The following is a 25939-nucleotide window of genomic DNA, read 5'->3' on the forward strand; positions in this document are numbered from 1 at the left end:
TGTTTGCTGGGTTTTTCTACCTTACAATTGGGGAGGACAACCAATGAAACTTTATATTTCCATAGATATGGAAGGGATAACCGGACTTGTTGATAACACGTTCATCGATTCTAGACAATACAACTACACACGCGGGCAGCACATCATGACGGATGAAGCCAATCATGTCATAGGAACTGCTTTTGATGAAGGCTGTAAGGAGGTTATCGTGAATGATAGTCACTCCAAAATGAACAATCTGTTAATTGAGAAGCTGCATCCCGAAACTCAGCTGATCTCAGGTGACGTGAAGCCTTTTTCCATGGTGCAGGGACTAGATGCCTCCTTCGCAGGAGCGGCTTTTCTAGGCTATCATACTAGAGCAGCCACCAAAGGTGTGCTTAGTCATACGATGATTTTCGGCGTTCGTAATATGTACATAAATGATAGGGTAATTGGTGAGCTCGGTTTTAATGCTTATGTTGCCGGTCATTACGGGGTACCTGTTTTATTAGTGGCTGGGGACGATGAAACCGCGATTGAAGCGGAAGAGCTAATTCCGGGTATCGCGACAGCGATTGTAAAAAAGCGGATATCGCGGACTTCGGCTGTATGCTTGACCCCCGAAAAAAGCGGTCAGCTGCTCCGGGAAAAAACAAAGGAAGCGCTGGCTAACCGCAGCAGAGTAAAGCCGCTCCTACCGCCGGATCATCCGGTGTTGAAGATTGAATTTGCCAACTATGGCCAAGCGGAGTGGGCACATCTGATGCCGGGAACGACCATAGATGATAAAAGCCCTACGGTTACTTTTCAGGCTAAAAACATTCTAGAGGCCTACCAAGCCATGTTGGTTATGACGGAATTGGCGATGAGAACGGCATTTTGTTAATAAGCGGGAGTGGGTGATAGCGTGACACAATATATTCTTCGCAGATTTATCTCCATGGTTGTCACACTGTGGCTAATTATTACGGTTACTTTTGCATTGATGCATGCTGTTCCGGGGTCGCCTTTCGAAAAAGAGGGCAAGAATTCGAATCCGACGGCGGTTCAGAACATGATGGAATTTTACCACTTGGACCAACCGATTACGACGCAGTACCTCCTTTATTTAAAATCGCTGTTATCCTTGGATCTCGGACCTTCCATCGGACACTTCCCCGATACCGTGAATTCCATGATAAGCCGTGGATTTCCAGTTTCGTTTAAGCTTGGTATGGTGTCCATCCTTATTTCTATCGTCACCGGTGTCGCGCTCGGAACGGTCGCCGCACTCCGGCAGAACCGCATAATCGATTACCTCGCCATGATCTTTGCGGTTATCGGCATTGCGGTACCTAACTTCATTGTTGCGACCCTGCTGATCAAATATGTTGCTGTCGAGTGGAGGTTCCTTCGGTTGCCACTTGGGGGACCTGGAAGCATGTCGTCCTTCCTGCACTTGCCTTGTCAACAGGACCTCTTGCGATTATAGCCAGATTGACAAGAGCAAGCATGCTGGAGGTGTTGACTACCGATTACATCGAAACGGCAAGGGCCAAAGGTTTGTCGCCCGCCACGATCGTCATCAAGCATGCGCTCCGTAATGCCGTACTTCCGGTCATTACCTTGCTCGGCGCATTGGTGGCCAACGTACTAACGGGGAGTTTTGTTATCGAAAAGATTTTCGCCATTCCGGGAATGGGTAAATATTTCGTCGATGGCATTAATAATCGTGACTACTCGCTCATTATGGGTACGACCGTATTCTATAGCGCTCTATTAGTCATCATGATGTTCCTGGTGGATATCGCCTATGGAATCATTGACCCCCGCATCAAGCTGTACAGGAAGGAGGGGTAAACGATGAACGTTCCGGATTCTTTATTTGTCCCTATGTCCAAGAGCAAAGGAACGGCGGAAGCCATTGTTCGTATGCGGCTGTCGTTCTGGCAGGAAGCTTGGATCAGACTGCGTTCAAACAAATTGGCTATGGCGGGGCTGATCATCGTTGTATTGATGTCACTGTTAGCGATATTTGGGCCCATCCTCACGGACCAAAGCTATTCGAAGCAAGTGCTGCTGGATGCCAATCAGAAACCATCGGGATCACACTGGTTCGGCACGGACGAGCTTGGGCGCGACGTTTATGCCCGTATCCTATATGGAGCCCGCATCTCGCTATTTATCGGCCTTATGGCGGCTTTGATCGATTTCGTCATCGGCATTATTTATGGCGGCATCGCCGGTTACTTCGGAGGACGAATCGATAATGTCATGATGCGGTTCGTTGATCTTTTGTACGGGATCCCTTATCTGCTTGTTGTCATCCTGTTGATGGTCGTCATGGGCCCCGGCTTACTAACGATTATCGTGGCCTTAAGTGCTACAGGCTGGATCGGCATGGCGCGAATTGTACGCGGACAAGTACTTAGTTTGAAATCATCGGAGTATGTGCTGGCGGCAAGAACGCTAGGCGGAGGCGCGGGTTACATTATCCGTAAACATTTGCTGCCTAATGCGATTGGTGTCATTATCGTGCAAGTGACGTTCTCGGTACCTTCCGCTATCTTCGCAGAAGCGTTCTTAAGCTTTCTTGGCCTAGGCATTCAGCCGCCTTTGGCAAGCTGGGGCGTTATGGCCAACGACGGTCTGTCGACCATTTTGTCGGGGCAGTGGTGGCGGTTGTTCTATCCCGCATTTTTCATATCGATCACGATGCTTGCCTTTAACCTGGTTGGGGATGGCTTGCAGGATGCTTTTAATCCGAAGAGGAGGAGGTAGCCGAGGTGAAAGCAACGAACTCGTCCGACGTTATTTTGGAAGTGGACAATCTTCATGTCTCGTTCACCACGCATGGTGGAGAAGTGAAGGCGGTTCGCGGAGTCAGCTTTACGTTAGGGAAGGGAGAGACGTTGGCTATCGTAGGCGAATCCGGCTGCGGCAAAAGTGTAACAGCCCGCAGCGTGACGCGTCTTCTTCCCGAGCATAGCTCGAAAATCAGCCAAGGCAGTATTCGCTATAAGGGCAGGGAACTGACCAAGCTTAGCGAAAAACAGCTGCGAGAGCTGCGAGGCTCTGAGATTTCAATGATTTTCCAAGATGCGATGACCGCCCTGAATCCCACCATCTCCATCGGTGAGCAGATCATGGAAGGGATCATTCGTCATCAGAAAATATCGCGTGCAGAAGCACGCAAGCAAGCTACAGAAATGCTTGGGCTGGTGGGTATTTCGAATCCTGAGATGCGTTTGAAGCAATATTTGCACGAATTTAGTGGAGGCATGAGGCAGCGGATTATGATTGCAATCGCAGCGGTGTGCAAGCCTTCGGTCCTTATCGCAGATGAACCGACTACGGCGCTGGATGTTACTATACAAGCGCAAATCATCGAGCTGTTCAAAATGCTGCAGAAGAAAACTGGTGTTTCCATCATCATCATCACCCATGACCTTGGTGTGGTTGCGAATATGGCCGATCGGGTCAATGTGATGTATGCCGGCAAGATCGTGGAAGCGGGGACAGTGGATGAGCTGTTTCACAGTCCGCAGCATCCGTACACCAAAGGGCTGCTCGCTTCCATGCCGCGTCTGGACACAGACAAGTCGCTTCCGCTCACACCGATTGCGGGAACACCGCCGGATCTGTTCGCACCGCCCAAAGGCTGCGCTTTTGCAGCGCGCTGCAGCTATGCCATGGAAGTTTGCGGTGCGTATCAGCCGGAGCAGACTGCTGTATCGAGCAGCCATTCGGTAGCCTGTTGGCTTCAGGATCCACGCTCTAAACTTGTATTCCAGCCGCCGATCAAGAGAAGTATGACGGCTCTAGGATAAATAAGACAAGAAACGAAGGGGAGAAATGCACATGAAAAAAGTTTCAGCATTGCTAATCAGCTCCGTATTGGTATTCGGTACGTTACTAGCCGGATGCAGCAAAGATCCAGGGTCCGGAACGCAAGAGTCTGGAGCCAAGCAGACGGAAGCAGCCAAAGAAACGAAGTCCAAAATCCTCCTTTACAACAACTTAAAAGAACCGACATCCCTCGATCCTCCGAAAGGATTCGACCAAGTTTCTTACGACGTAGTTAACAATGCGTTTGAGGGATTGACGCGTCTTGGCAAGAATCAGGCACCTGAGCCGGCTATGGCCAAAGAGTGGAAAGTTACTCCCGATGGAAAAAAGTATACGTTTACGCTTCGTGACGGCATTAAGTGGTCCAATGGAGATGCAGTAAAAGCTGCCGACTTTGAGTATGCCTGGAAGCGTCTGCTGGATCCAAAAACAGCTTCTGACGCGGCTTTCCTCGCATATCCTATTGAAGGGGCAGAAGCTTTCAACTCCGGTAAGGGGACAGCCGACGGTGTGAAAATTAAGGCTCTGGATGATAAGACGCTTGAGGTTACTTTGACGCAGCCTGCTTCTTGGTTAGTTGGCATGGTTTCCAGCCCAGCCTTCTTCCCTGTGCATAAGGCTACCGTGGAAGGCAATGCCAAATGGGCAGGTGAAGCGGCTACGATTGTAAGTAATGGACCGTTCAAAATTACTGAATGGAAGCACGATAGCGAGCTGAAAATGGTGAAAAACGATCAGTACTGGGATGCAGCGAACGTAAAATTGACGGGCGTAACTTTTAAAATGATCAATGATACCAACACCGCGTACCAGCTCTTTACGACAGGCGAGCTTCATACTACCGGATCCATTCCTGCTGACATGAGCGATAAATTGTTTGCAGACAACAAAGTAAAGGTTGAAGATGCCGCAGGAACTGCGTTCTACCGCTTTAATGTGAAAATGGCGCCATTCAATAACGCCAATATCCGCAAAGCTTTTGTTGCGGCTGTAGACAGACAGAAGCTTGTTGATTTGGTATTAAAGCAAAAGCAGAAACCGGCAGACGGTTATGTATCTCCTGGACTTAAGGATCCTGCGGGCGGAGACTTCCGCAAGGTGGGCGGCAGTCTGATTAAGTTTGATGCCGCCGAGGCAAAGAATCTATTGGCAAAAGGGATGCAGGAAGCCGGATACACGACGCTGCCTGAAGTCACTTTGACTTATAACACGAACGATGTCAGTCAACGAATTGCACAAACCCTGCAAGCTATGCTCAAAGATAACTTAGGTATTGATGTGAAACTTGCAAATAAAGAAGGCAAAGTTCTGACTACCGAGCAGAAGGCTCTGCAGCTGCAATTGTCCCGATCTTCGTTCCTTCCGGACTTTGCCGATCCGATCAACTTCTTAGACGGCTTCCAATCAACGAATCCGTTCAGCCGCACAGGGTGGGTTAACCCTACTTATGATAAATTGATCAAAGACGCGTATGTCGAATCGGATGAGGCTAAACGATACAAAATGATGCATGATGCAGAGAAGATTTTGATGGACGAAGCTCCGATTCTGCCTCTTTACTTCTATAACTCTACGTACCTGCAAAGCGACAAATTGGAAGGCGTCGTTAGACACGCTTTCGGTTTCCTCGACTTTAAGTGGGCAGATTTAAAATAACAATGGATGACGGAGGGATGCACCTGTAAGGGGTGCTTCTCCCTTTTTTTCGTAGATAAAGTATAAGTTTTATACTTTTGCTTCGCATCTACCTTGACAAACGCGCTCGTCCCAGTGGGACGACGGAGTCGTTTATCCTTGATTGCAGAATAGGAGATCTTCCATGATGGTTGAGCTTATAAAGCCTCGGCGATTAAGCCCTGGCGATACGGTGGGCATTACGGCCCCGGCAAGTTGGGTTGACACGGAGCAGGTGAAAGCGGCAACATCCATTCTAGTGAACATGGGGCTGAATGTTCGGCTGGGAGATACCGTATTCATGCAGCACGGTTATCTGGCAGGAACGGATGAGGCACGGGCTGGGGAGTTGAACGCCATGTTCGCCGATCCCGCTATTAAAGCTATCATCTGTGCGCGTGGCGGATATGGTACCGGGAGAATCGCAGATCTGCTGGATTATAAGCTCATTCGGGCTAATCCGAAGATTTTCTGGGGTTATAGTGATATTACCTTTCTGCATGCAGCGATTAGCCAAATTGCGGGTTTGGTTACTTTTCATGGACCCATGATGATTGATTTGGGAAAAGATGACGTGCATCCGCTTACGATTCAAAATTATGAGACGCTTCTTCGACCGTCCGTTCTACACTATACAGAAGAGATTTCCCCTCTGCAATCATTAGTAGACGGAGAAGCCTTAGGACCAATCGTCGGAGGGAATATATCTTTAATTGTTAGTACGCTTGGAACGCCTTATGAGCTGGATACGAGGGGGAAACTTCTTTTTATTGAAGATATCGACGAAGAGCCCTATAGGTTGGATCGGATGTTAAACCAGCTTAGGCTTGCTGGGAAATTTGCTGATGCGGCTGGAATTCTGATCTGTGATTTTAATAATTGTGTGCCGAATAAACGCAAGGTGTCGCTTACTTTAGAGGAGATTTTTAACGATCACATCGCATCCGCGGGGAAACCGACACTCTCGGGGTTTAAAATCGGGCACTGCTCTCCGAATATTGCGGTTCCAATTGGAATAACAGCAAGAATGAGCACCTATGAGAAGTTGCTGGCATGTACGGAACCCGGTGTAGAGGCATAAGCTTTCAGAGCTTATGCTTCCGAAGTAGTTTTGTGGCTTAAGTCCGCTTCGCTAACATTGCTGCACAAAACTTTCAGGAGGCAACAAACATGAACATTATTCAAAGTGTTGAAGTCATGCGGCAATCAACTCCGCTCAAAAAGCCGTTTAAAACAGCACTGCGTACAGTGTATAGAACGGAATCTATTATTGTTCGGATTCAGACGAACGACGGCAGAATCGGTTGGGGGGAGGCTCCCGCGACCATCGTCATCACAGGCGACAGCTTGGATAGTATCCATTCGGCTATCGTACATACGTTCAGTCCTTTATTGATTGGTAAAAGCCTGCTGGCCTATGAACGAATCCTTCAGGAGATTCATCAATCGATGATCGGCAGCAGCAGTGCTAAAGCAGCAGTGGATATGGCTGTGTACGATCTTGTCGCACAGTACTGCGGTTTGCCTTTGTACCAATTCCTTGGAGGATATAAGGATCAGATAGAAACGGACTTCACGGTCAGTGTCAATTCGCCTAAGGAAATGGGAGAAGACGCAATTCGTTATGTGCAAGAAGGCTTCAATGTTCTGAAGATTAAAGTTGGCAAGGACAACCTCCAAGAGGATATCGAAAGAATAAAGGAAATCCGCAGCTGCATTGGCAGCAGCGTGAAAATTCGCGTAGATGCAAATCAAGGGTGGCAGGTGAAGGACGCGATCCGCACCATCCGCCGTATGGAGGACTTAGGACTTGATATTGAACTTGTTGAGCAGCCAGTGAAAGCCTGCGACATCGAGGGGTTGAAAATGGTTACAGATAACGTGGAAACACCCATCATGGCAGATGAGAGCGTGTTCTCACCCATTCAAGCCTTTGAGGTACTCAAAAACCGCGCTGCCGACCTGATTAATATCAAATTGATGAAATCTGGCGGCATTTACAAAGCACAAATCATTAATCATATCGCGGAAGAATTCGGTGTCGAGTGCATGGTGGGCAGCATGATCGAATCCCGTGTGGCCGTAACAGCTGCAGCCCATCTTGCCGCCAGTAAGAAAAATATTACCCGTTGCGATTTCGATGCGCCATTAATGATGCTTCATGATATTGTGGTTGGCGGTGTGCAGTATGACGGAAGGGTAATGACCTTCCCCAGAGCTGCGGGTCTTGGTATTCTAGACGTCGTCCACAGCCAAAGTGTAGTGGGATCATGAGTACGCTGAAACGAAAGATGGTCGCTGTTTCGGTTGCAACGGTGTGGACGAAGCCGGAATCTCCACGGCCTATGGATGAGCTTGCATTGAAGGAGCCGGCCAGAATAAGAGAATGGCTGGAGAGCATGACGCTTCAAGATAAGCTGGATTTATGTCTGGAGAACCGGGTGCAAACCCAAGTTCTTTATGGTTCCTCCGTCTTTGTCTCGGAAGAACGTGAAGGTTGGAGTAAGGTGCTTATACCACAGCAGGGAACACGCAAGGATTCCATAGGCTATCCTGGCTGGGTACCAAGCTGCCAGCTAGTTGACGAGGCGGAAGCACCTGTCGGAACGAAGAGAGTAGAAGTGATCTCTGATCAAGCATGGTTGTATAAGAATCCGTCAGAGTCGTTGATGGAGTTGAGCTATCTGACTTCACTTCCAGTGTTGGAAATAATGGAAGAATGGGTGAAAGTGCAAACTCCGGAGGGGATCGGTTATTTAAAAGCGGATGATATTCGCTTGATCGATGGTCCCCTAGCTCCCAGAGATGGAGAAGGTCACATCGGACGGGGGATCGTGGAGCAGGGGAAGAGGTTTCTCGATTTGCCCTATCTATGGGGAGGCATGTCCTCATTCGGCTATGATTGCTCCGGTTTTGCTTATGCGATGCACAGATATGTTGGGATTCTAATTCCAAGAGATGCTTCGGATCAAGCCAAGCAGGGAACTCTCATTGACAAAGACCAAGCTGGAACCGGGGGATTTGCTCTTTTTCGCTCACGAAGAAGGAAAGGGAGCCATTCACCATGTAGGGATTTATGTCGGAGACAATCAGATGATCCATTCCCCTGAAACCATAAAATGTATTGAAATTGTTGACTTGCGTACATTTAATCTGGCCATAGAGCATTGTGCATCTAGAAGGTATTGGAAGTAAGGAAGATGATCCTATGAAAAGCGCCTAAGCGCAATAATAAAAGCGGCAGTCTGGGACTTTAATTTATCGTCCAAGGTTGCCGCTTTTAATTATGGTAAGTCGGGTCTAACTTAACTTTCGCAGTTCCAATAATTATTTGGTAGTAAGACCGATGAATTTGTTGCAGAAAAACACCTCTTCGTTAGGCAAAGTGAGAGCAATGAGCTACCACTACCTCAAAGAAGAGGTGTTTCTGTTTGATAGAGCAAAGGCATTTATCTAAAAAACAACATTATTCCATAACAAATCACTGCCGAAACACAGAAAACATGAATATTCAGCTTAAATTGATTCTTATGGATAGGTTTTCTAGATATAATGTTGATTTATGTGATATTGAAATTAAATTCCCTCTGGTGGAAAGGTTATATCAATCATTTTTAAATTAAATTAAACATAAATCAACAACAACAAATAATATTTAACAAAAATTCACACTGAGTTAACACTGTGTAAACAAATTTCTTATATCTTTAAAAGTATCAATAACTATTACGAAATCTAAGGAGAGAACCAGAAATTATAAGTTAAAATTGAAATCTATCTTGAATGTAACGGAAAAAGCAACGATCTTGACGTCTGTGTTTGTTTCTTATGGTCTGTATAAAACCACAACAACACAGGAGAATGTTGGAAGTTCTGCAACAACAGCACCTTAAGTAGAGGCAAACAACAAAGTGGCAAAGCAAAATAATGAAATGGAGAAAGAAGAGGAGAATCTTGATGAGGTTACGTTGGAAGCTGTCATTATTGCTGCTATGCTGCTTCATGTTTGGATCTTATGCATCCATCATGATCCCAGGTCAGGCAAGTGCCGTCTCATCTTGTACGGCCCGGTCCCGTGCCGGATTTAGTTGATTTTGATTTTACCGAAAGCGCGATTAAAGATAAGTCGCCTCGACATGTGAACGGTACTGCATACGGCAACCCGCAGATCGTCTATGAACCAAAGCTGCAAAAAAGTGTACTGAAGCTGAATGGCGGCCAATTTATTATGATACCGAACGCTGCGGAGCTTAACAACTTCCCGAACGGGTTTACGATGTTGGTCCAATTCTCAGCGGATATCCTAAGCGGTGAACAAGGAATTTTCCAGAAAACGCAAAGTACAGGCTACGGATTAGAAGTGGATCCAAACAAGATGGAGACATGGGATTATATCGGCGGTGCAACCAGAAAGTTGTATAGCCCTGTATTAAGTGCGAATAAGTATTACGATGCCGCAATTACATATGATGGCGCTAAGCATGTCCTTTATATGAATGGAGCTGGGCTGAATGGGATTGGACAGGTGGCTGCTTCGGAAAATCGGACTGGAGCGGTAACCTCCCCTACTTCAGTAGGACTGGCCATAGGCGGAGATCCGCAAAGCGCAACCACTGCCCAGTTAACGTTTAAAGGTTCTATAGGCTACGCCAAGATGTTCAGCCGAGGCTTAACGCAAGCAGAATTGGCTTGTTATTACGAAAGTACAGGCATCCTGGCCGATCAACAGGCTCCTTCCTGGCCTGCAAGCAGCGAGCTAACAGGAGCGCAAACAGGCTCGACAGGCTTTAACGTGAGCTGGTCGGCGGCAACGGATGATAAAGCTGTAACGCAGTACCGTATTTATAAGAACGGTAATTTGGTGAATACAGTAAATAGCAGCACGAACAGCTATTCCTTTGATTTAGTGATTCCGGGAGAAATAGCGACATATAAAGTCGAAGCCGGAGATGCATCTGATAACTGGACGACGAACGGACCTTCGCTATCCTATACAGTGCCGGGGACGGTAGTCGCTCCTCCTGGCATGACGCCCGATTTACTCAAGCTCACGTTTGAGCATTCAGCAGGAGAAGACAGCAGTGCCACACATAATAACGGTACGCCAGTTGGAAACGCAGTTGTTTATTATAATCCCGATTTTAACAAAAATGTACTTGCGCTTGATGGAGAATCGTCCTATGTTCGGATCCCCTCCAATCAAGGGCTAAGCCCAAGTTTTATGACGATGGCGGCGTCCTTCTCGCTGGACGATCTGTATCGAACCCAAGACATCATTGGGAAAGCGCAGCGTTCGGACTATGCGCTAGAATTCAATCCAATTACACAAAAGCTGGAAGCATGGTTCTTCATTCATGACATAACAGGAAACGAAGCTTTCGTTGTTGTTCCAAGCAGCACTAAACTGACCGCCGGTCAGATTTATGATGCGGAAGCTACTTTTGATGGGCAGACAGCCAAGCTTTATGTGAACGGAATTTTGGAAGGAAGTCAGTCCAAAAATGGCGTTATCAGCGGTGCAACAAAGGTCGATCTAGCCATTGGTGCAGATGCCGAGCCGACAGATGCCAAGAGTTATTTTCAAGGCAAAATCGGTTTCGTAGAATTATACAGCAAAGTGCTGGATGCTAGTGCTGTGCAGCAATTGCATGCCAAATATGCACCTGCTGTCACACCTCCCGTATCTTCGATCGCCTGGGACATTCCGGTTGATTGGTGGGTAGGTCAACCTGCACCTGCGGTTTTGAAGAAGAGGGACGCCAACTCCGTGGAAACAGTTATTGAAAGCGGGCTTACGTTTCAAAGCTTGAACCCGAATGTTGCATTGATTTCAAGCACTGGGACAATTACGCCTCTTCGTGCAGGGACAGCAACGTTAATCGCCAGCTACGGATCACTTAGTTCCAGTGTTACCCTTACCGTCAAAGAGCTGCCTAAGCCGCAATCTCTATTATTAAATGGACCGTCTGTCATGATTGCTGGTGAGACTGCAAATGTAGTTACGAAGGCCGTATATGAAGATGGAAGCACTGGCCTGATGACAACGGGTGTGTCGTACAGTTCCGATCATCCTGCTGTTGCTCTTATCGATAATAACGGCATCGTCCATGCTGTTACTCCGGGAACTGCTGTTCTTAGTGCTGCTGCTTATGGATTAAGAGCAGACTTTATCCTGACTGTTAGTCCATCGGACAATCCTAACGGGAACCCGCAAATTACGGCGCTTCAGTTTACTGGACCAACTTCCTTGACAGTAGGTCAATTGGCAGACACGGAACTCACGGCTGTATACTCGGATAACTCAACCAAACGTCTAGAATCTGGGGTCACCTATAGCAGCGAAAATCCTGATGTGGCTAAAATTGATTCCGTCACTGGAGCCGTATATGCAGCTCAACCAGGGACAGCGCGTTTAGTAGCTCAATATCAAGGTCTTAACGCAAGCTTTTCGATGGTTGTTAATGCCGTAATTGTACCTGAACAACGCCCAGATGTGCTGCAATTGAACCTTCCATCAAGCTTATATATTGGACAAACTGGGGCTATTTCGGTCAGTGCGGTCTATAAAAATGGAGCCTCCTTGACTTCTGTGCCGGTCACAAGCCTGGCAAAATGGCTTGCCGTGAATCCCGATATTGTTCGGATTGACGTTCATGGTACAATCACCGGGCTTCGTCCTGGCACAACTGTGGTGACAGCAACCTATCAGAATTTGGTGGCTCAATCGACGATTACTATTCGGGAACAAAGCGCAGAGGGTGGAGGCGGAGGGTACACGCCTTCCGATAAAAACGATTCGTTGAAAGTCGACGATCTGAAGCAGCAATTAGCTTCGAATGGCACGTTAAAGCTGGACACTAGCATCAAAGAGATTGTATTCCCATCTCTGGCTGGAAGCACATCGAACAATCAGACAGTTAGCCTAGATCGAGGCGATCTTACGCTGAGGATGCCTGACAATCTGTTCATCGGTTCTACAGAGAGCAAGCTTGTTCTGGGCATGTCTACCGGCTCCGAGACGGATCAAACGGCGTGGCTCAAAGCGTCCAATTCGTCATCCGATACGAAATTGAAATTTGCGTCGTCACTCTTTGAATTAACAATCGCTTCACAAGCGTTGGACGGAGCCAAAACGCTAAATCCACGATGGGCAGAGCCGATTCAAGCGGAATTTACAGCAAGTGGCGATAAGCCGCTTTTAGGCGTATACCGCATTTTTGATGATGGCAGTATGACCTATATCGGTGGAGAACTGACAGAAAAGGGCATCCGCGCAGAGCTCCGTGAGAACGGCAAGTATGCAGTACTAGAGTACAACAAAGTGTTCCTGGATCTGCCTGGGCAGCATTGGGCGAATCGAACTGTGCAGATCATGAGCGCTATGCATATGGTGGAAGGCGTGAGCGACGCATTCTTCCAACCGGAGAAGTCCATTACGCGGGCAGAATTTGTAGCTTTGCTGATGAAATCGATGCACCTTCCGCAGCAAAAACAAAGCAGCTTCAAGGATGTTCCGGCAAGCGCATGGTATGCGCCTTACGTTGCAGGCGCTGCATCAGTCGGCTTGGTCAGCGGTGAGGACGATGCTACATTCAATCCTGAATCGGTTATCAGTAGAGAGGAAATGGCTGTAATTCTCGCAAGAGTATTTGATCATGTGGGCGGAAAATCAGAACAAGGCAACGACAAAACGTTCCAGGATGCCGATCAAATGGCAGCGTGGGCTCGTCCATCTATCGAGTTGACTGCAAAACTAGGACTTCTGCAAGGACGTTCAGATCAACTGTTTGTTCCAAGCGGAAGCGTATCTCGTGCCGAAGCGGCACAAGCGGTATTTAACCTTACGAATAAATTGCCAAAAAAATAAAGCGTTAGAGATAGAGTGGAGGATCTTCCATGCTGCGAATTCAGCATTTCAAGCCAATAATAGCACTCCTAGTCGTTTTCATGTTCCTATGCCAAATGGCGCTGCCAATGTTAAGTCTTCAAGCAAATGCCGCATCCGCTCCCTCAACATGGGCGGATGGAGACCGGAATTACCGTATTCAACTAAGCTTCGATAATTCATCTGGTACGGAAGATTTGCAAAATTATCCCGTATTGGTCAAACTCGACGCTACCAAAATCGATTATTCGGTAACTGCGTCAAACGATCTCAGATTTTACTCGGCAGATCAGTCGTCTGAGCTGCCATACGAGGTTGAAAAATGGGATCCACAGGGAGAGAGCTTGATTTGGGTTAAAGTCCCTATCATCCATGCCCAATCCAGCGCGGATAATATCTGGCTGTATTATGGCGGCAGCTCAACGATTAACCTTCAACCGAAGCAGGTGTGGGATCCGAATTATTTGCTAGTGTATCATTTCCCGGACAGGATCGCCGACTATTTCTATCACCCTGCTCAAGTTCAGCAGTATATAGACTCGAGCGTGAACAACAATACCGGTTTACGGAATGCAATTGGCGCAACTTCAAGCGGGCCTTCTTATACGCTGGAAGCGAAGGATCCTCGTTACAACATGGTAGGTCGTTACTACGAAAGTCATCGAGGTTATGTAAGAGCGACAAACGGCAACGTTGGCGATGGGCAAGGTCAGATTACGATCTCCGCCTGGGTGCGAGCGAATGAGTACGAAGTAAACTCGCTCAATTACTACGTCATTGCAAGAAAGAGAAGTGCTGATGCGCTAAATCAGGCGTATTTTATGAAAATTGGCGGCGGTAAATGGAGCGCTAATTTGTTCACGAACGATGCCGATCCAAGCAAAAACGGCAGCACGGCACCGGACTTGGACGGGGGAGCTGTGACGGCAGACTGGACCTATTTGACGTTGACGTACGATCAAAGTCAAGCTAGCAATAATCTCAAGCTTTATCGCGATGGAGCGCTCGTGGCAGCTACAACCCGCAGCGGAGCGTTGATTACGACAAGTGGTTCGTCAACGACGCCGTTCACGATCAGTAAATCATCCGATGCCGGAGCTGCAGGCGGGGGGTACCGTGGCGGTGTAGACGAAGTCAGGGTTTCGAAGCAAGCTCGCAGCGCAGCTTGGATTTTGGCCGATTACCAAATCATGAGCAAGGGTAGCCGGTTTGTCGTCTTTGGCGACAAAGAATCGAAAGGCGCGATGCAGCTTACCCTGATTCAACCGAAGCAGGGAGCCGTGTACTATTCGCCAGACTTAAGCTTCGGAGGCGTGACCAGCGATGCGTCAACGATTCGTTATCAATTGGATAGCCAGCCGGACGTTGTTGTGGATGGCAGTTTCAAAGCTTTTCAATCGATGCTTGGTCAACTTAAAGGCGGCGCGCATACGTTGAAGGTCGAGGCCGTCTCCAAAACCGATCCTTCAGCTAAGACCAGTAAAACGGTGACCTTTACAATCGATGGACGTAATTTGAGCCCTTCAGCTGCGCCGCAAGGAGCCAATGGGACATTGATTCAGCCAAGCGGCGATGTCAATTTGCAAGTGAAGGCAGAGTCACCGACTGGAGATCCGGTAAATGTAAACTTTTATCAGAAAGACATGAAGTTCGTCAAAGATTACAGCACCAAAGTGTCCACGGATGTCGCCTATGAGCGTACGGATACGATGGATCCACCAACCAACGCCACCATTACTTCCGAGACGGCATTACCGCCAAGCGCTTATGATCAGATGAAATCGTCGGATGGCGCTTATTACAGCAGCAAGTCGTTGTCGAACTATCCTTACCAGCGCTTTGATTTGACAATTGACAGCGATTTGAACAGCGTCAGTCAGCTGGATGTGACATGGGAAGGTCATTCGAAGGAGCTCGTCAAGCTGTTCGCATGGAACTATTCGACCAGCAAATGGGTGCTGATCGCTTCAAAGCTGGGAAATGCGGACAATAGTGATTTTAAATTGACAGGCACCTTGGATATAACGACGATGGTAAACAGCTCCACGAAGGTCGCCAAGTTGTATGTGGCCGCTACGCAGCACGATACGATGCTGCCAGGCAAAAATCCAACGCCGAGCGATTTCGATTTCTCTTTCGTCTGGATGACGGACACACAGCTCGAAGCGGAGTCCTTTCCAGGTGTATACGATGCCGAAACACAGTGGATCGCAGATAACAAGGACACTCAAAAAATCCAGTATGTGATTCATACCGGCGATATCGTGAACACGGCTACCCAGGAAACGCAATGGAAGAACGCCGATCATAGTATGAAAATTTTGGATAACGCAGGAATTCCTTATGGTGTTATTCAAGGTAACCATGATATGAACGATGGGCTGTATAGTAAGTATTTTGGCGCGTTCCGTTTTCAAGACAAGCTGTTCAATGGCAAGCCGTACTACACCGCATATAACAGCATGAACAAGAACCATTACGATCTGATCTCGGCTAGCGGTGTAGATTTCATCATTTTGTATATGGGATGGGGCGGATTTGACGCGACATCTATAGCTTGGGCAAATCAGGTATTACAGCAGTACAAAGACCGTAAAGCAATTTTGGCGGTACATGAGTACTTGCTGTACGAAGGTACCTACGGCAAAGATGATTATGACGGAAATAACATTATGAACCAGATTGTCAAACCGAACAGTAACGTATTCATGGTGTTATGCGGTCATAACCAATCCGCTTTTTATAATGTTAAACGTATCGGGGGCAAAGTCGTCTATGAGCTGCTGCACGACTATCAGGATGCGGCTCTTGGCGGTGCGGCGTACATGCGGATGATGTATTTCGATTTGAAACGCCAGCAGATTTACATGGTACCTTATTCGCCGATTACGAACGACAATTATGGCTTTTTCCAGCAGAAGCATGAGTTTTATACGATGCCGATCAAGTGGAATAACGAGCCTATTGAGCTGGCTACTGGTTACATTGGCATTACGGGAAGTAAGGTCAGTGAGAAACCGTTGAATGAGGTTCCGGTTTCTGCTGCAGCTGGCATGGCTAATTTTGTATGGAGCGGCTTAAACCCGGGCCAGTCCTATACCTGGTTTGCTGAGGTTTTGGACACTTTTGGTCATAAAGTAAAAACGGAGGAAAGCAGCTTTTCCATTGCGGTTCCTGCTTTGCAATCCATTCGATTGAACGGGCTGGCTCCCATGAAAGTAGGACAAAAGCTAAGCACGGTCGTAGAAGCCACGTATACAGACGGGAGTATCGTGCCTGCATCAGGATACGTTATGACCAGCAGCAATCCTGCGGTAGCAATGGTTGATTCTAATGGACTCGTATCGGCGCTCGCCGAAGGGCAGACCGATATCACAGCGAGAGTGGGTTCCATTGGGACGTCCTATCGTCTGATTGTCCAAGCGCTGCCATCGGTGCAGCCAATCATTCAATCGATAGAGCTGACCGGTTTAAAGGATGCTGTAGTTGGAGAGCGCCAGCAAACGGTAGTCACAGCAACTTATAGCAACAAGACGACCGTAAAGCTGCTGGAAGCGGGTCAACCATTGGCACCAGGGCTTATACTGACCAATACGAACCCGCTTGTTGCTTCGCTGGATCCATTGACTGGTGAAGTAATCGCTTTGAAAGCAGGAGAAACGCTTATCACAGCAACCTATCAGTCCCTCAATCAAAGCTTTAAGTTATTGGTGAAAGCGGACGTAACGAAGCCAGTTCCTGATCCTACATTGGAATCACTGGTGATTAACGGCCTTGATACACTTAAAGTTGGAGAGAAAGGCCAAGCGACCATAAGCGGACGGTATAGTGACAAGCAGATCTTTGTTCCGATTCAGGACGGTGTTCAATTTACGAGCAGCATGGAGTCCGTAGCAGCGGTGAATGCTCAAGGAGAAGTGACCGCATTAAGTATAGGCCGTGCAACGATTATAGCAAGATTTAAAGGGTTAGAGATTAGTCGCGAAATTCAGGTTGTTGCAGCAACTGTACCACAAACAGGAGGTGGGGGTAGCTATATACCGACACCTGTTCAGACAAATCCGGACGACAAATTTATTCAAAAAGTAGAGGCAAGTCAGCTAACTGCTAACAACGGTACGGATTCAATCATCGTGCAAGTTGAGAAAGGCAAAGTACAGATAGAGCTTCCTTACTTGAATGCGGATCAGGCCAAGGCATCGCATGTTGCTGTTCAGTTCGAATGGGGAACAGTGAAAGTACCTGCTAACGCTTTGGTATCTGACAAGCCCAATAAAGATTCGGCACTTGTAGTGTCGGGTAGTGTATGGAACGACGATTATATGGATATTCTGAAAGATTTGGAATCTCATTCATCTTTGCGCGTGAAGCCTGCATCCGATATGATTCATTTGGCCTGGGGCTCTTCGGCTCCACTTGAACCGATCGATATTCAGATGCCTTTGCAGCAAGGGTTTAACAGTAAAAGAGTTGGATTATACCGCATCAGCAACGACGGTCAACTCATCTTACAGTCTCTTAATACTTCTGCAGATCCTTCCCACATGCAGTTCAAGGCGAGTGGCAGCGGTGACTTTGTCATCGTACAAAAGGATGTAAACTATTTCGACGTCAAAGGTCATTGGGCTTCGGATGTGATCGGAGATTTGGCTGCAAGAAACATGTTCGATTCCATGGTGGTCGATCCCATTGTTGCCGATCAAGGCGAACAAGGCTTTAATCCGGAAAAACAGATTACTCGTGCGGAATTTGCCGCTCTGATCGCTCGTTCGCTGGAGCTGCCGAAGACAGGCAGCAGCCCCTTCACAGATATTCCGCATACCACTTGGTATTCGCAAGAAGTTGCAGTTGCTTTGAAAGCTGGCATCGTGGATGGAGTCAGCGACTCTACTTTTGCTCCTGAGGCTCAAGTTACCAGAGAACAGATGGCTGCTATGCTGATACGAGCTTGGAAAGTCAAAAATGGCGGGGCGGAGGCGCCGCACACCAGGAAAGCTTTTGCCGATTGGAGCGATGTTGATGATTGGGCGAAAGAAGCGATAGCTTCAGCATCCTCATTGCGTTTGATGAATGGGCGCGCGGAAGAATCGTTCGTGCCTAAAGGAACAGCGACACGAGCAGAGGGAACGCAGGCCATCCATAATTTCTTATTTCATACAAATGAATAAATCCTGTGCACCCTATTGGAAAAAGTAAGCAATTTTAATATACTGAGACATATATGTATCCATGGGTGGTGTATCGATCTTGTCGTTGTTGGGCCAGGAAAGAAGAGAGCTTATATTGCAAACATTGCTTCGTGATGGAAAAGTCAAAGTTCTGCCTATGGCGGACGAACTTGGCGTTTCCTCGGAGACGGTCCGTCGAGATCTCGATGCCTTGGAATTAGAGGGACACCTTAAGCGGGTTTACGGCGGAGCTGTTCGCGCCAGCTATGAAAACGGCGAACCTACCTTTGTACAGCGCACACAATTGTACGTTGATGCAAAGAAAAAGATCGGGGAACGTGCTGCGCAGCTTATTCAGGATGGGGATACGATTGCTTTAGATGTAGGGACCACAATGATGGAGTTGGCGAAAGCCATCCAAGGCAAACGCAACTTGACAATCTTGACAAACTCGCTGCCGATTGCCTCTTATCTGTCTGAAGCATTGAACAGCAACCGGTTTTCCGGTAAGGTTTTTTTACTCGGTGGACAGCTTAATCCGGAACAGCAATCGCTCACAGGTCCACTCTGTGAACAAGTCATGGAACAGTTTTATTTGAATAAAGCCTTTTTGTCCATCGGAGGTATCTCTCTGACGGGCGGTGTGACCGATTATGATTTGAACGAAACCTATATTACGAAAAAGTTCGCCAAATCGGCACGAGAAGTTATTGTGCTGGCAGATCAGTCAAAAATCGGCGTCCAAGCTTTCGTTCATATTATGCCGCTCGATCAGGTTGATGTCATTGTCTCCGACATGCCATATCCTAAAGAATGGAAGGAAACGATAGATCAAAAGGACATATATTGGATAACAAGCGAATGACGTTCATGTAATGGCAAAAAGTTCAGGCTCTTATTGGGAATTTTCCAGTAGGAGCCTGAACTTTTCTTTTTGCCATTGCTAAGATAAATATTCGATCAACTGCTCGTGGTTTATTTGGAGTTTTTTCGGCAAGGGATTATTCGTCAAAAGAGAGTTATCATATTTTTCGGGAATGATGGAGGAAAAAGTATCCTGCATTAATTCTTCGTATGCAACATTCGTATAACCCCAACGTGTCAAAAGTTTTTTTGTGAATTCTGAATGATTCATGATATCGGTAGTCCCAAGGTGGTAAATGCCCGATAGCCCTTGTTCCATCAAATAGGTAAGCTGCATTGATAATAACTGATCGGTATTCCTGGTCGAATACAAATTGGTATAGATCTTTATTGATTCTCCGTCCTGAAGCTGCTGTCTCAACTCGTTAGTTCGAGGTGTATCATGACCAAAAAGGGCTGGAATCCTAACAATGGTAAGTTTATCAAAAAGTATTTCAGCCAATTCACTTTCACATTCCGCTTTAAATTGTCCATAATCACTGGCAGCGGAGGGGGGATCCTCTTCGAAATGAGGCGAGTCGATACTTGCATCAAATACATTAGAGGTGGAACAAAAAATCATTCGGCCACCTGTATTTCTTAAGAATTCAGCAGTTTTCACATGAAACTTAAGCTGTTTAACAAAATCTCCGCGCAAAGCCATAACTACGAAATCGGGATTGACTTGCGATAAGAACTTGTCCAGTAAATCAAGTTCACCAATCGGAAGCTGAATTGTACGCTCTGAAGGTAAAAATGACGGTTTATTCAAATGATAACTTCCATAAACATCGTGATGATTACCTGTAAGAGTTTTAGTTAATGCTTTTCCGACTGTTCCGCTTACTCCGAAAATGATTATTTTCATTTCGTCTTATCTCCTTTGCTGATTTAGAGAGGTCTTCGAAATACAAATATTATGTTACGTAAAAATATTTTATTACGTAAATCGATAATTGTCAATTCGCCGTCAAGAGGTGTATATCAAAGTAAACACTGGTATATGGAAGGATCCTGTTTCTTTTCTTATACTTAAAACTATCGAAGGAAGTTGAAACGCGTACAGCATCCGGAGGAACATGTTGAGCCAAATGGGAGGGGTCGTATGAAAATGAAACTGAGAGGGAAGGAAGTTCTCACTACTGCTTTGATTACAAGTCTTATCGCCGCAACGGCGTGCAGCAGCAAACCGGAGAATAGCCCGCAACCGTCCGCGTCCGCGACAGCAGCTGCAACTGGAGCACAAACGCCGGATTCGAAAAAAGTGCTTGAGGTGTCCACAATCAGAGAAGGCGATCCGTATTTGAAATTCGACGCAGGTGAAAGCTTCGACAAAAATTCCGTGTACGAAGCCTACGAGAAAGACGTCGGGGTCAAAATTACGAATCAATGGGTTGCCGCAGATAACAACCAGTTCAAGGAAAAGCTCAAGATCGCAATTGCCTCGAACGATATTCCTGATTTTATGCTCGTTGATGCTACTCAGCTCCAGCAACTGATTGAAGCGGATATGATTATGGATATTACTAGCGTTTACGATAAGTTCGCTACTCCGGAAACCAAAAAATTCATGCAAGCGGACGGCGGTACCCAAATGAAATCGGCCACTTTTGGCGGAAAGCTGATGGCCATTCCGAGCACGTCCAATCCGTACTACGCCCAGTTTCTATACGTGCGTACCGACTGGCTCAAGAAGCTGAATTTGCCGGAGCCGAAAACGATGCAGGATCTGATGACTATCGCGGAAGCGTTTAAGACGAAGGATCCTGGAGGAACTGGAAGAGCTTACGGGATTGCATTCAACAAGGATATGAAAGAAGACGGTGCAACCGGCTTCATCGGTTTCATGAATGGCTACCATGCCTATATGGACTCGAATGCGGATTCCAATCATTGGATTGATGACGGTACCGGCAAACTTGTCAAGGGTTACGTACAGCCGCAAATGAAAGAAGCGCTCAAGGCGCTGCAAGATATGTTCAAAAAAGGTCTGATCGATCCGGAATTTGCCGTGAAGGACACGCAAAAGGAATCGGAACTCATTTTCGGTAACAACATTGGTCTTGTATATGGCGCCGAATGGGTGCCGGCGCACCTTGCGACCGGCGCGATCAAAGACGGCAAACAAGTGCAGGAGTGGGGCGTTTATCCGGTTCCTTCCGTGGATAGTAAGCCGGCCAAAGCACAAATCGGGATAGGCGGCGACAGATATTACGTCGTGTCAAAGAAAGCGAAAAATCCGGAAGCCGTCATGAGGCTGCTCAATCAATGGATTGTCGTGGATAACAATCAAACGGAAGATAACAAAGTTTACGAGTTTGGTAAAGACCGAGTGGAAAAGAAAAGTAACTACTGGTTGCTTAATCCGCTCAGGGTTGGCAGCTTATCGAACAATAACGGTGAAGTGCTGCCGAAGGCGATCGCAGCCAAAGATGCGAGTCTAGCGAAGACGAAAGATCAGAAGTCCCGATACGAGCGGGCTATGAAATATGTAAACGGCGATACGAGCATGTGGTGGGAATATTGGATTTCAGGTCCGAAGGGCTCCTACTCCCTTATTCCAGATATGAAAAAGAACAATCAGTTTGAACAAACGAAGTTTTACGGTGCCCCAACGCCAACGATGGTGGAGAAGAATGCGATCCTCGAGAAGAAGCGCGATGAAGTATTTTTCAAAATTATTATGAATCAGGTATCGATTGATGAGTTCGATAAATTTGTCGCCGACTGGAAGAAGCTTGGCGGAGACCAAATCACCAAAGAAGTGAATGACTGGTACGCGAAGAACAAATAGTTCTTCTCAGGGAGAGGGATCAGGTACGATCCCTCTTTCTATTCAAACTTAGCAGGGGAATATAAGCAGGTGGTGGTGCATGATGAACTTGATTTCTCGCATGTGGAAACGTGAATGGCCGTTACATGTGATGCTGATCCCGGGACTGATTTTTGTCATCGTTTTCAGTTACGTCCCAATGGCAGGCATTATCATGGCGTTCCAAAAATATATTCCGACCAAAGGTCTGTTCGGTTCTCCGTTCGTCGGTTTGAAAAACTTCAATTATATGTTCGTCTATCCCGACATCGGTCGAATTTTTTTCAATACTATTTATATTTCTGTCATGAAAATCGTTGCAGGCTTATTCGTACCCATTACGATTGCTATCCTGCTCAACGAGATGAGCAGGGAATGGATCAAACGAACGTTCCAAACGCTCGTTTACTTGCCGCACTTCATGTCCTGGGTACTTCTGAGCGGCATATTGATCGATGTGCTTTCCCCAACAACCGGGGTCCTCAATCAAGCGCTTGGTTTGCTTGGAATCGACCCGATTTATTTTCTGGGAAATAATCGTTGGTTCCCTTATGTAATGGTCGGTTCGGACATTTGGAAAGAGTTCGGGTACGGTACGATCGTTTACTTGGCGGCATTGACAAGCATTAATCCGTCGCTGTATGAAGCTGCGGAAATTGACGGCGCAGGACGCTGGAAGCAGACGCTGAACATTACGATTCCGGGCATGTTGCCGATTATTGTGCTGATGTTTACGTTAAACATTGGTAACGTCCTCAATGCCGGCTTCGATCAAATATTCAACTTGTACAGTCCGCAAGTATACGAAAGCGCCGACATTATCGATACGTTCGTGTATCGGATGGGTGTCGAGCAGTCTCAGTTCGGGTTCGCTACGGCGGTAGGGCTGTTGAAATCGATCGTTTCGTTCATCTTTATCTCGGTTTCGTATGTCCTCGCTTATCGTTTTGCGAATTATCGCATTTTCTAAATAGAGTTATGGGGAAGAGAGGGGAGACATCATGCGTTACAAAATGCCACTCGGCCGGCGGCTTTTCTTGAGCGGTAATGTCATATTTTTGGCGGGAATCTCTTTTGCCTGTTTGATGCCCATTATTCATATATTGGCCTTATCTTTCAGCAACGGGACGGCGGCAGCCGCCGGCAAGGTCATATTATGGCCTGTCGACTTTACGACGGCTGCTTATGACAACGTATTCGGCAAGCCTGAATATTTGCGCGCTTTTGGGGTTTCATTCGAACGGCTCATTCTTGGAACGTCCATTAGTATGTTTTTGACGATTCTGACTGCCTATCCATTATCGAAAGATGAGAGGCAGTTTCGGCTAAGGACATTTTACGTATGGGTGTTCGTGTTCACGATTTTATTCAGCGGCGGTCTCATCCCATGGTATTTGACGGTGAAATCGCTTGGATTGATCGATACAATATGGGCGCTCGTGCTGCCGGGAGCGCTTCAGGTGTTCAACATTATTTTGCTGCTTAACTTTTACAGGAACCTGCCCAAAGAACTGGAAGAATCGGCACGGATTGACGGTGCCGGACATTTTGCGACACTGTGGAAAATCTATGTTCCCTTAGCTCTTCCAGCGCTCGCAACGACCGGACTGTTTACGATGGTGTGGCACTGGAACAGTTGGTTCGACGGCATGATTTTGATGAACCATCCCGACAAATATCCGCTGCAAACGTTCCTTCAAACAATCATTATCAAACTCGATTTCCGCTTCCTCAAGACACAGGACGCAGAGTTGATCAGCAAGTTGTCCGACCGGACTAGCAAGGCGGCGCAAATATTCGTCGCGGCTTTTCCCATATTGATCGTTTATCCGTTCTTGCAGCGTTTCTTCATAAAAGGAATTGTGATGGGGAGTGTCAAAGAATAAACATTCAGGATTCCCTACCAAAACTTAGCAGGTGAACGAATGATGAAGCGCTTTTTCCGATTGAGAGATTCTTCCATATTCAAAAAAATGTTGGCTGCCTTCATGGTAGTGCTGCTGCCGCTTATGGCCATTACATGGCTGATCAACGAGAAAGGCGCGGAAAGCATCCGCAAGGAAATATCTCAGTCGACACTAAATACGACGGGGTATTACCTGGACTCGCTTGAAAAGGAGGCGGACCGGATCGTGCGATATTTGCCCAAATACGTGACGGATGACGATTTGATCGAATTAGCTGCTGCGGGCAATGAGTTGTCTCACTACGAACGGGCGGAGAAAATACTGGGCATTCAGAAGCGGCTTGTGTTGATGAAGGACTCCAGCCCGTTTATTCAGGAAGCGAAAGCGTATATTCCTTCCATCGATCGAACGCTGATGAGCATCCAATACGACACGTCGATCGACAGGCTGGAATATGCGGCGATGCAACCGAAAAATAGGCCATACGAGGAACCGTTCATTTATTGGAATGATCGGCTGTTCATCTCCATGCAGTACCCGGCGAATACTCGGCGTGAGCCGCTTTTCGTTGTCGGAGTCGAGTTGTCCGCTCGTAAAATCAAGGAATCGCTGGCTCAAATCGGCAGCTCGCTCGATGGCCGAAGCATCCTCCTAAGCTTGGACCGTGGCTGGCATATCCAGAGCGATGACGATCCGGCCCTGCTGGAGACGGTCGAGGCTTTTATCAAGGAAAAACAGGCAGAAGGTAAGAAGGAAGGCTACGAAACAGTCCGTTACGGGGGAAAAAGCTATTTGTCGGTGTTTAAGTATTCTCCGCTCTGGAACTCTTACTCGATAAGCTTGATTCCCGAAGCGAATGTACTGGGTCCGATTCAAACCTACCGCGTATGGTTTTGGTGGGCTTGCGCGCTCGCCGTTGTTGTCGGCCTATTTTTCTCCTACTTTCTGTTCAGGCTCATTTATAAACCGCTCATGCGGCTTGTTTATTCGTTCCGCCACGTCCAGCAAAACCGGCTGATACCGATCACCATCGACCGCGGGCATGACGAATTCGGGTATTTGTACCAAGCCTTTAATGACACGATTCGGTCGCTCCGAACATTGATCGAAGAAAACTACGAGCAGCAAATCCGCAACCAGCGTTCGGAGCTCAAGCGGCTGCAATCGCAAATCAATCCGCATTTCTTATACAACTGCTTCTTTGTCCTGTGTCGGTTGATCAAGTCCGATAGACAGAAGGAAAAAGCGTACCAGTTTTGCTTGTACATCGGTGAATATTTTCATTTCATTACGAGGGATGGTGAAGACGAAATCCCGCTAGCGTTGGAAGTGAAGCATTCCCGCACGTATGTAGACATGCAGACAGTCTGTTACGGGGATCGCATTCAAGTGAGGTTTGACAGCGATGTACCGGAGCTCTCCGTCCCTCGCCTAGTGCTGCAGCCGATCATCGAGAACGCTTACAAGCATGCGCTTGGCAACATGCGGACCGAGGGAGAACTTTGGGTACACTTCGAGAAGAACGAAGAGAGCCTATCTTTCTATGTCGAGGATAACGGGAGCGCCGTAACAGATGAAGAGATCGACCGGCTGAACACCCGTTTGCAGCGGTCTGAAGGCCGTCTCGAAGAGACGACAGGCCTTGTCAATGTTCATCGCAGAATCCAGCTTCGCTACGGAGCCGAGTATGGTATCACGATGGCGCGTTCCGCGCTGGGCGGCTTGAAAGTGAGGATTCATTTCGGCAGCAGTTAAGCCGCTTATTTCCCAGAGGAGGGGT

Annotated in this window: 15 protein-coding genes and 2 pseudogenes; 16 read left to right on the plus strand and 1 reads right to left on the minus strand. The window is 47.3% G+C overall.

Annotated features, from left to right (window positions below; translation table 11 throughout):
- Positions 1 to 43: 43 nt before the first annotated feature.
- The 12 genes and pseudogenes from ACBP55_RS12525 to ACBP55_RS12580 all read left to right on the plus strand — a co-directional run bounded on the left by ACBP55_RS12525 (position 44) and on the right by ACBP55_RS12580 (position 19402).
- Entirely contained in the window at positions 44 to 868 is an 825-nt protein-coding gene (locus ACBP55_RS12525) for a M55 family metallopeptidase (protein ID WP_464651946.1), read from the plus strand.
- Between the two features lie 21 nt (positions 869 to 889).
- Positions 890 to 1821 (plus strand): annotated as a pseudogene (locus tag ACBP55_RS12530) (ABC transporter permease).
- A gap of 3 nt (positions 1822 to 1824) precedes the next feature.
- On the plus strand, positions 1825 to 2742 hold the full coding sequence (locus ACBP55_RS12535) for an ABC transporter permease (RefSeq protein WP_464651948.1): 918 nt from the start codon (positions 1825 to 1827) through the stop codon (positions 2740 to 2742).
- A gap of 5 nt (positions 2743 to 2747) precedes the next feature.
- Positions 2748 to 3791 (plus strand): ABC transporter ATP-binding protein, encoded by a 1044-nt coding sequence (locus ACBP55_RS12540; protein WP_464651950.1) that lies wholly within the window; start codon positions 2748 to 2750, stop codon positions 3789 to 3791.
- Between the two features lie 31 nt (positions 3792 to 3822).
- Positions 3823 to 5466 (plus strand): peptide ABC transporter substrate-binding protein, encoded by a 1644-nt coding sequence (locus tag ACBP55_RS12545; RefSeq protein WP_464651952.1) that lies wholly within the window; start codon positions 3823 to 3825, stop codon positions 5464 to 5466.
- 166 nt (positions 5467 to 5632) lie between these two features.
- Positions 5633 to 6565: a S66 peptidase family protein gene (locus tag ACBP55_RS12550; protein ID WP_464653301.1), complete on the plus strand. Its 933-nt coding sequence runs from the start codon at positions 5633 to 5635 to the stop codon at positions 6563 to 6565.
- 89 nt (positions 6566 to 6654) lie between these two features.
- Positions 6655 to 7758, plus strand: a complete 1104-nt coding sequence (locus tag ACBP55_RS12555) for a dipeptide epimerase (RefSeq protein WP_464651954.1) — start codon at positions 6655 to 6657, stop codon at positions 7756 to 7758.
- 395 nt (positions 7759 to 8153) lie between these two features.
- Positions 8154 to 8679, plus strand: a pseudogene (locus ACBP55_RS12560) (C40 family peptidase).
- Between the two features lie 716 nt (positions 8680 to 9395).
- Positions 9396 to 9572 (plus strand): hypothetical protein, encoded by a 177-nt coding sequence (locus ACBP55_RS12565; RefSeq protein WP_464651956.1) that lies wholly within the window; start codon positions 9396 to 9398, stop codon positions 9570 to 9572.
- Positions 9560 to 13351 carry an S-layer homology domain-containing protein gene (locus ACBP55_RS12570; RefSeq protein ID WP_464651957.1) on the plus strand — a complete coding sequence of 1264 codons (3792 nt, stop codon included), beginning with the start codon at positions 9560 to 9562 and terminating at the stop codon, positions 13349 to 13351. Before ACBP55_RS12565 ends, ACBP55_RS12570 begins: the two co-directional genes overlap by 13 nt.
- A 29-nt stretch (positions 13352 to 13380) precedes the next feature.
- Positions 13381 to 18537 carry a DUF2341 domain-containing protein gene (locus ACBP55_RS12575; RefSeq protein ID WP_464651959.1) on the plus strand — a complete coding sequence of 1719 codons (5157 nt, stop codon included), beginning with the start codon at positions 13381 to 13383 and terminating at the stop codon, positions 18535 to 18537.
- 79 nt (positions 18538 to 18616) lie between these two features.
- A complete protein-coding gene (locus ACBP55_RS12580; protein WP_464651961.1) occupies positions 18617 to 19402 on the plus strand; it encodes a DeoR/GlpR family DNA-binding transcription regulator in 786 nt (261 codons plus the stop codon).
- 78 nt (positions 19403 to 19480) lie between these two features.
- Here the strand turns inward: ACBP55_RS12580 and ACBP55_RS12585 are convergent, their stop codons facing one another.
- On the minus strand, positions 19481 to 20308 hold the full coding sequence (locus tag ACBP55_RS12585) for a sugar nucleotide-binding protein (protein ID WP_464651963.1): 828 nt from the start codon (positions 20306 to 20308) through the stop codon (positions 19481 to 19483).
- A 243-nt stretch (positions 20309 to 20551) separates the two neighbouring features.
- On the opposite strand from ACBP55_RS12585, the gene ACBP55_RS12590 reads away from it, so the two are divergent.
- The 4 genes from ACBP55_RS12590 (at position 20552) to ACBP55_RS12605 (ending at position 25914) form a co-directional block, all read left to right on the plus strand.
- Entirely contained in the window at positions 20552 to 22234 is a 1683-nt protein-coding gene (locus ACBP55_RS12590; protein ID WP_464653302.1) for an extracellular solute-binding protein, read from the plus strand.
- Positions 22235 to 22316: 82 nt separating this feature from the next.
- The gene (locus tag ACBP55_RS12595; RefSeq protein ID WP_464653303.1) at positions 22317 to 23222 is read left to right on the plus strand and encodes an ABC transporter permease; all 906 of its coding nucleotides are present in this window, start codon (positions 22317 to 22319) and stop codon (positions 23220 to 23222) included.
- Positions 23223 to 23253: 31 nt separating this feature from the next.
- Positions 23254 to 24138: a carbohydrate ABC transporter permease gene (locus ACBP55_RS12600; protein WP_464651964.1), complete on the plus strand. Its 885-nt coding sequence runs from the start codon at positions 23254 to 23256 to the stop codon at positions 24136 to 24138.
- Between the two features lie 42 nt (positions 24139 to 24180).
- Positions 24181 to 25914, plus strand: a complete 1734-nt coding sequence (locus tag ACBP55_RS12605; RefSeq protein ID WP_464653304.1) for a sensor histidine kinase — start codon at positions 24181 to 24183, stop codon at positions 25912 to 25914.
- Positions 25915 to 25939: the final 25 nt, after the last annotated feature.

Source organism: Paenibacillus sp. WG02 (assembly GCF_055396115.1).

What these genes read in the sequence shown, in the direction of transcription:
- ACBP55_RS12525 (WP_464651946.1), top strand. Translation starts at nt 44, where the DNA reads ATGAAACTTTATATTTCCATAGATATGGAAGGGATAACCGGACTTGTT.
- ACBP55_RS12535 (WP_464651948.1), top strand. Translation starts at nt 1,825, where the DNA reads ATGAACGTTCCGGATTCTTTATTTGTCCCTATGTCCAAGAGCAAAGGA.
- ACBP55_RS12545 (WP_464651952.1), top strand. Translation starts at nt 3,823, where the DNA reads ATGAAAAAAGTTTCAGCATTGCTAATCAGCTCCGTATTGGTATTCGGT.
- ACBP55_RS12550 (WP_464653301.1), top strand. Translation starts at nt 5,633, where the DNA reads ATGGTTGAGCTTATAAAGCCTCGGCGATTAAGCCCTGGCGATACGGTG.
- ACBP55_RS12555 (WP_464651954.1), top strand. Translation starts at nt 6,655, where the DNA reads ATGAACATTATTCAAAGTGTTGAAGTCATGCGGCAATCAACTCCGCTC.
- ACBP55_RS12575 (WP_464651959.1), top strand. Translation starts at nt 13,381, where the DNA reads ATGCTGCGAATTCAGCATTTCAAGCCAATAATAGCACTCCTAGTCGTT.
- ACBP55_RS12585 (WP_464651963.1), bottom strand. Translation starts at nt 20,308, where the DNA reads ATGAAAATAATCATTTTCGGAGTAAGCGGAACAGTCGGAAAAGCATTA.
- ACBP55_RS12590 (WP_464653302.1), top strand. Translation starts at nt 20,552, where the DNA reads ATGAAACTGAGAGGGAAGGAAGTTCTCACTACTGCTTTGATTACAAGT.
- ACBP55_RS12595 (WP_464653303.1), top strand. Translation starts at nt 22,317, where the DNA reads ATGAACTTGATTTCTCGCATGTGGAAACGTGAATGGCCGTTACATGTG.
- ACBP55_RS12600 (WP_464651964.1), top strand. Translation starts at nt 23,254, where the DNA reads ATGCGTTACAAAATGCCACTCGGCCGGCGGCTTTTCTTGAGCGGTAAT.
- ACBP55_RS12605 (WP_464653304.1), top strand. Translation starts at nt 24,181, where the DNA reads ATGAAGCGCTTTTTCCGATTGAGAGATTCTTCCATATTCAAAAAAATG.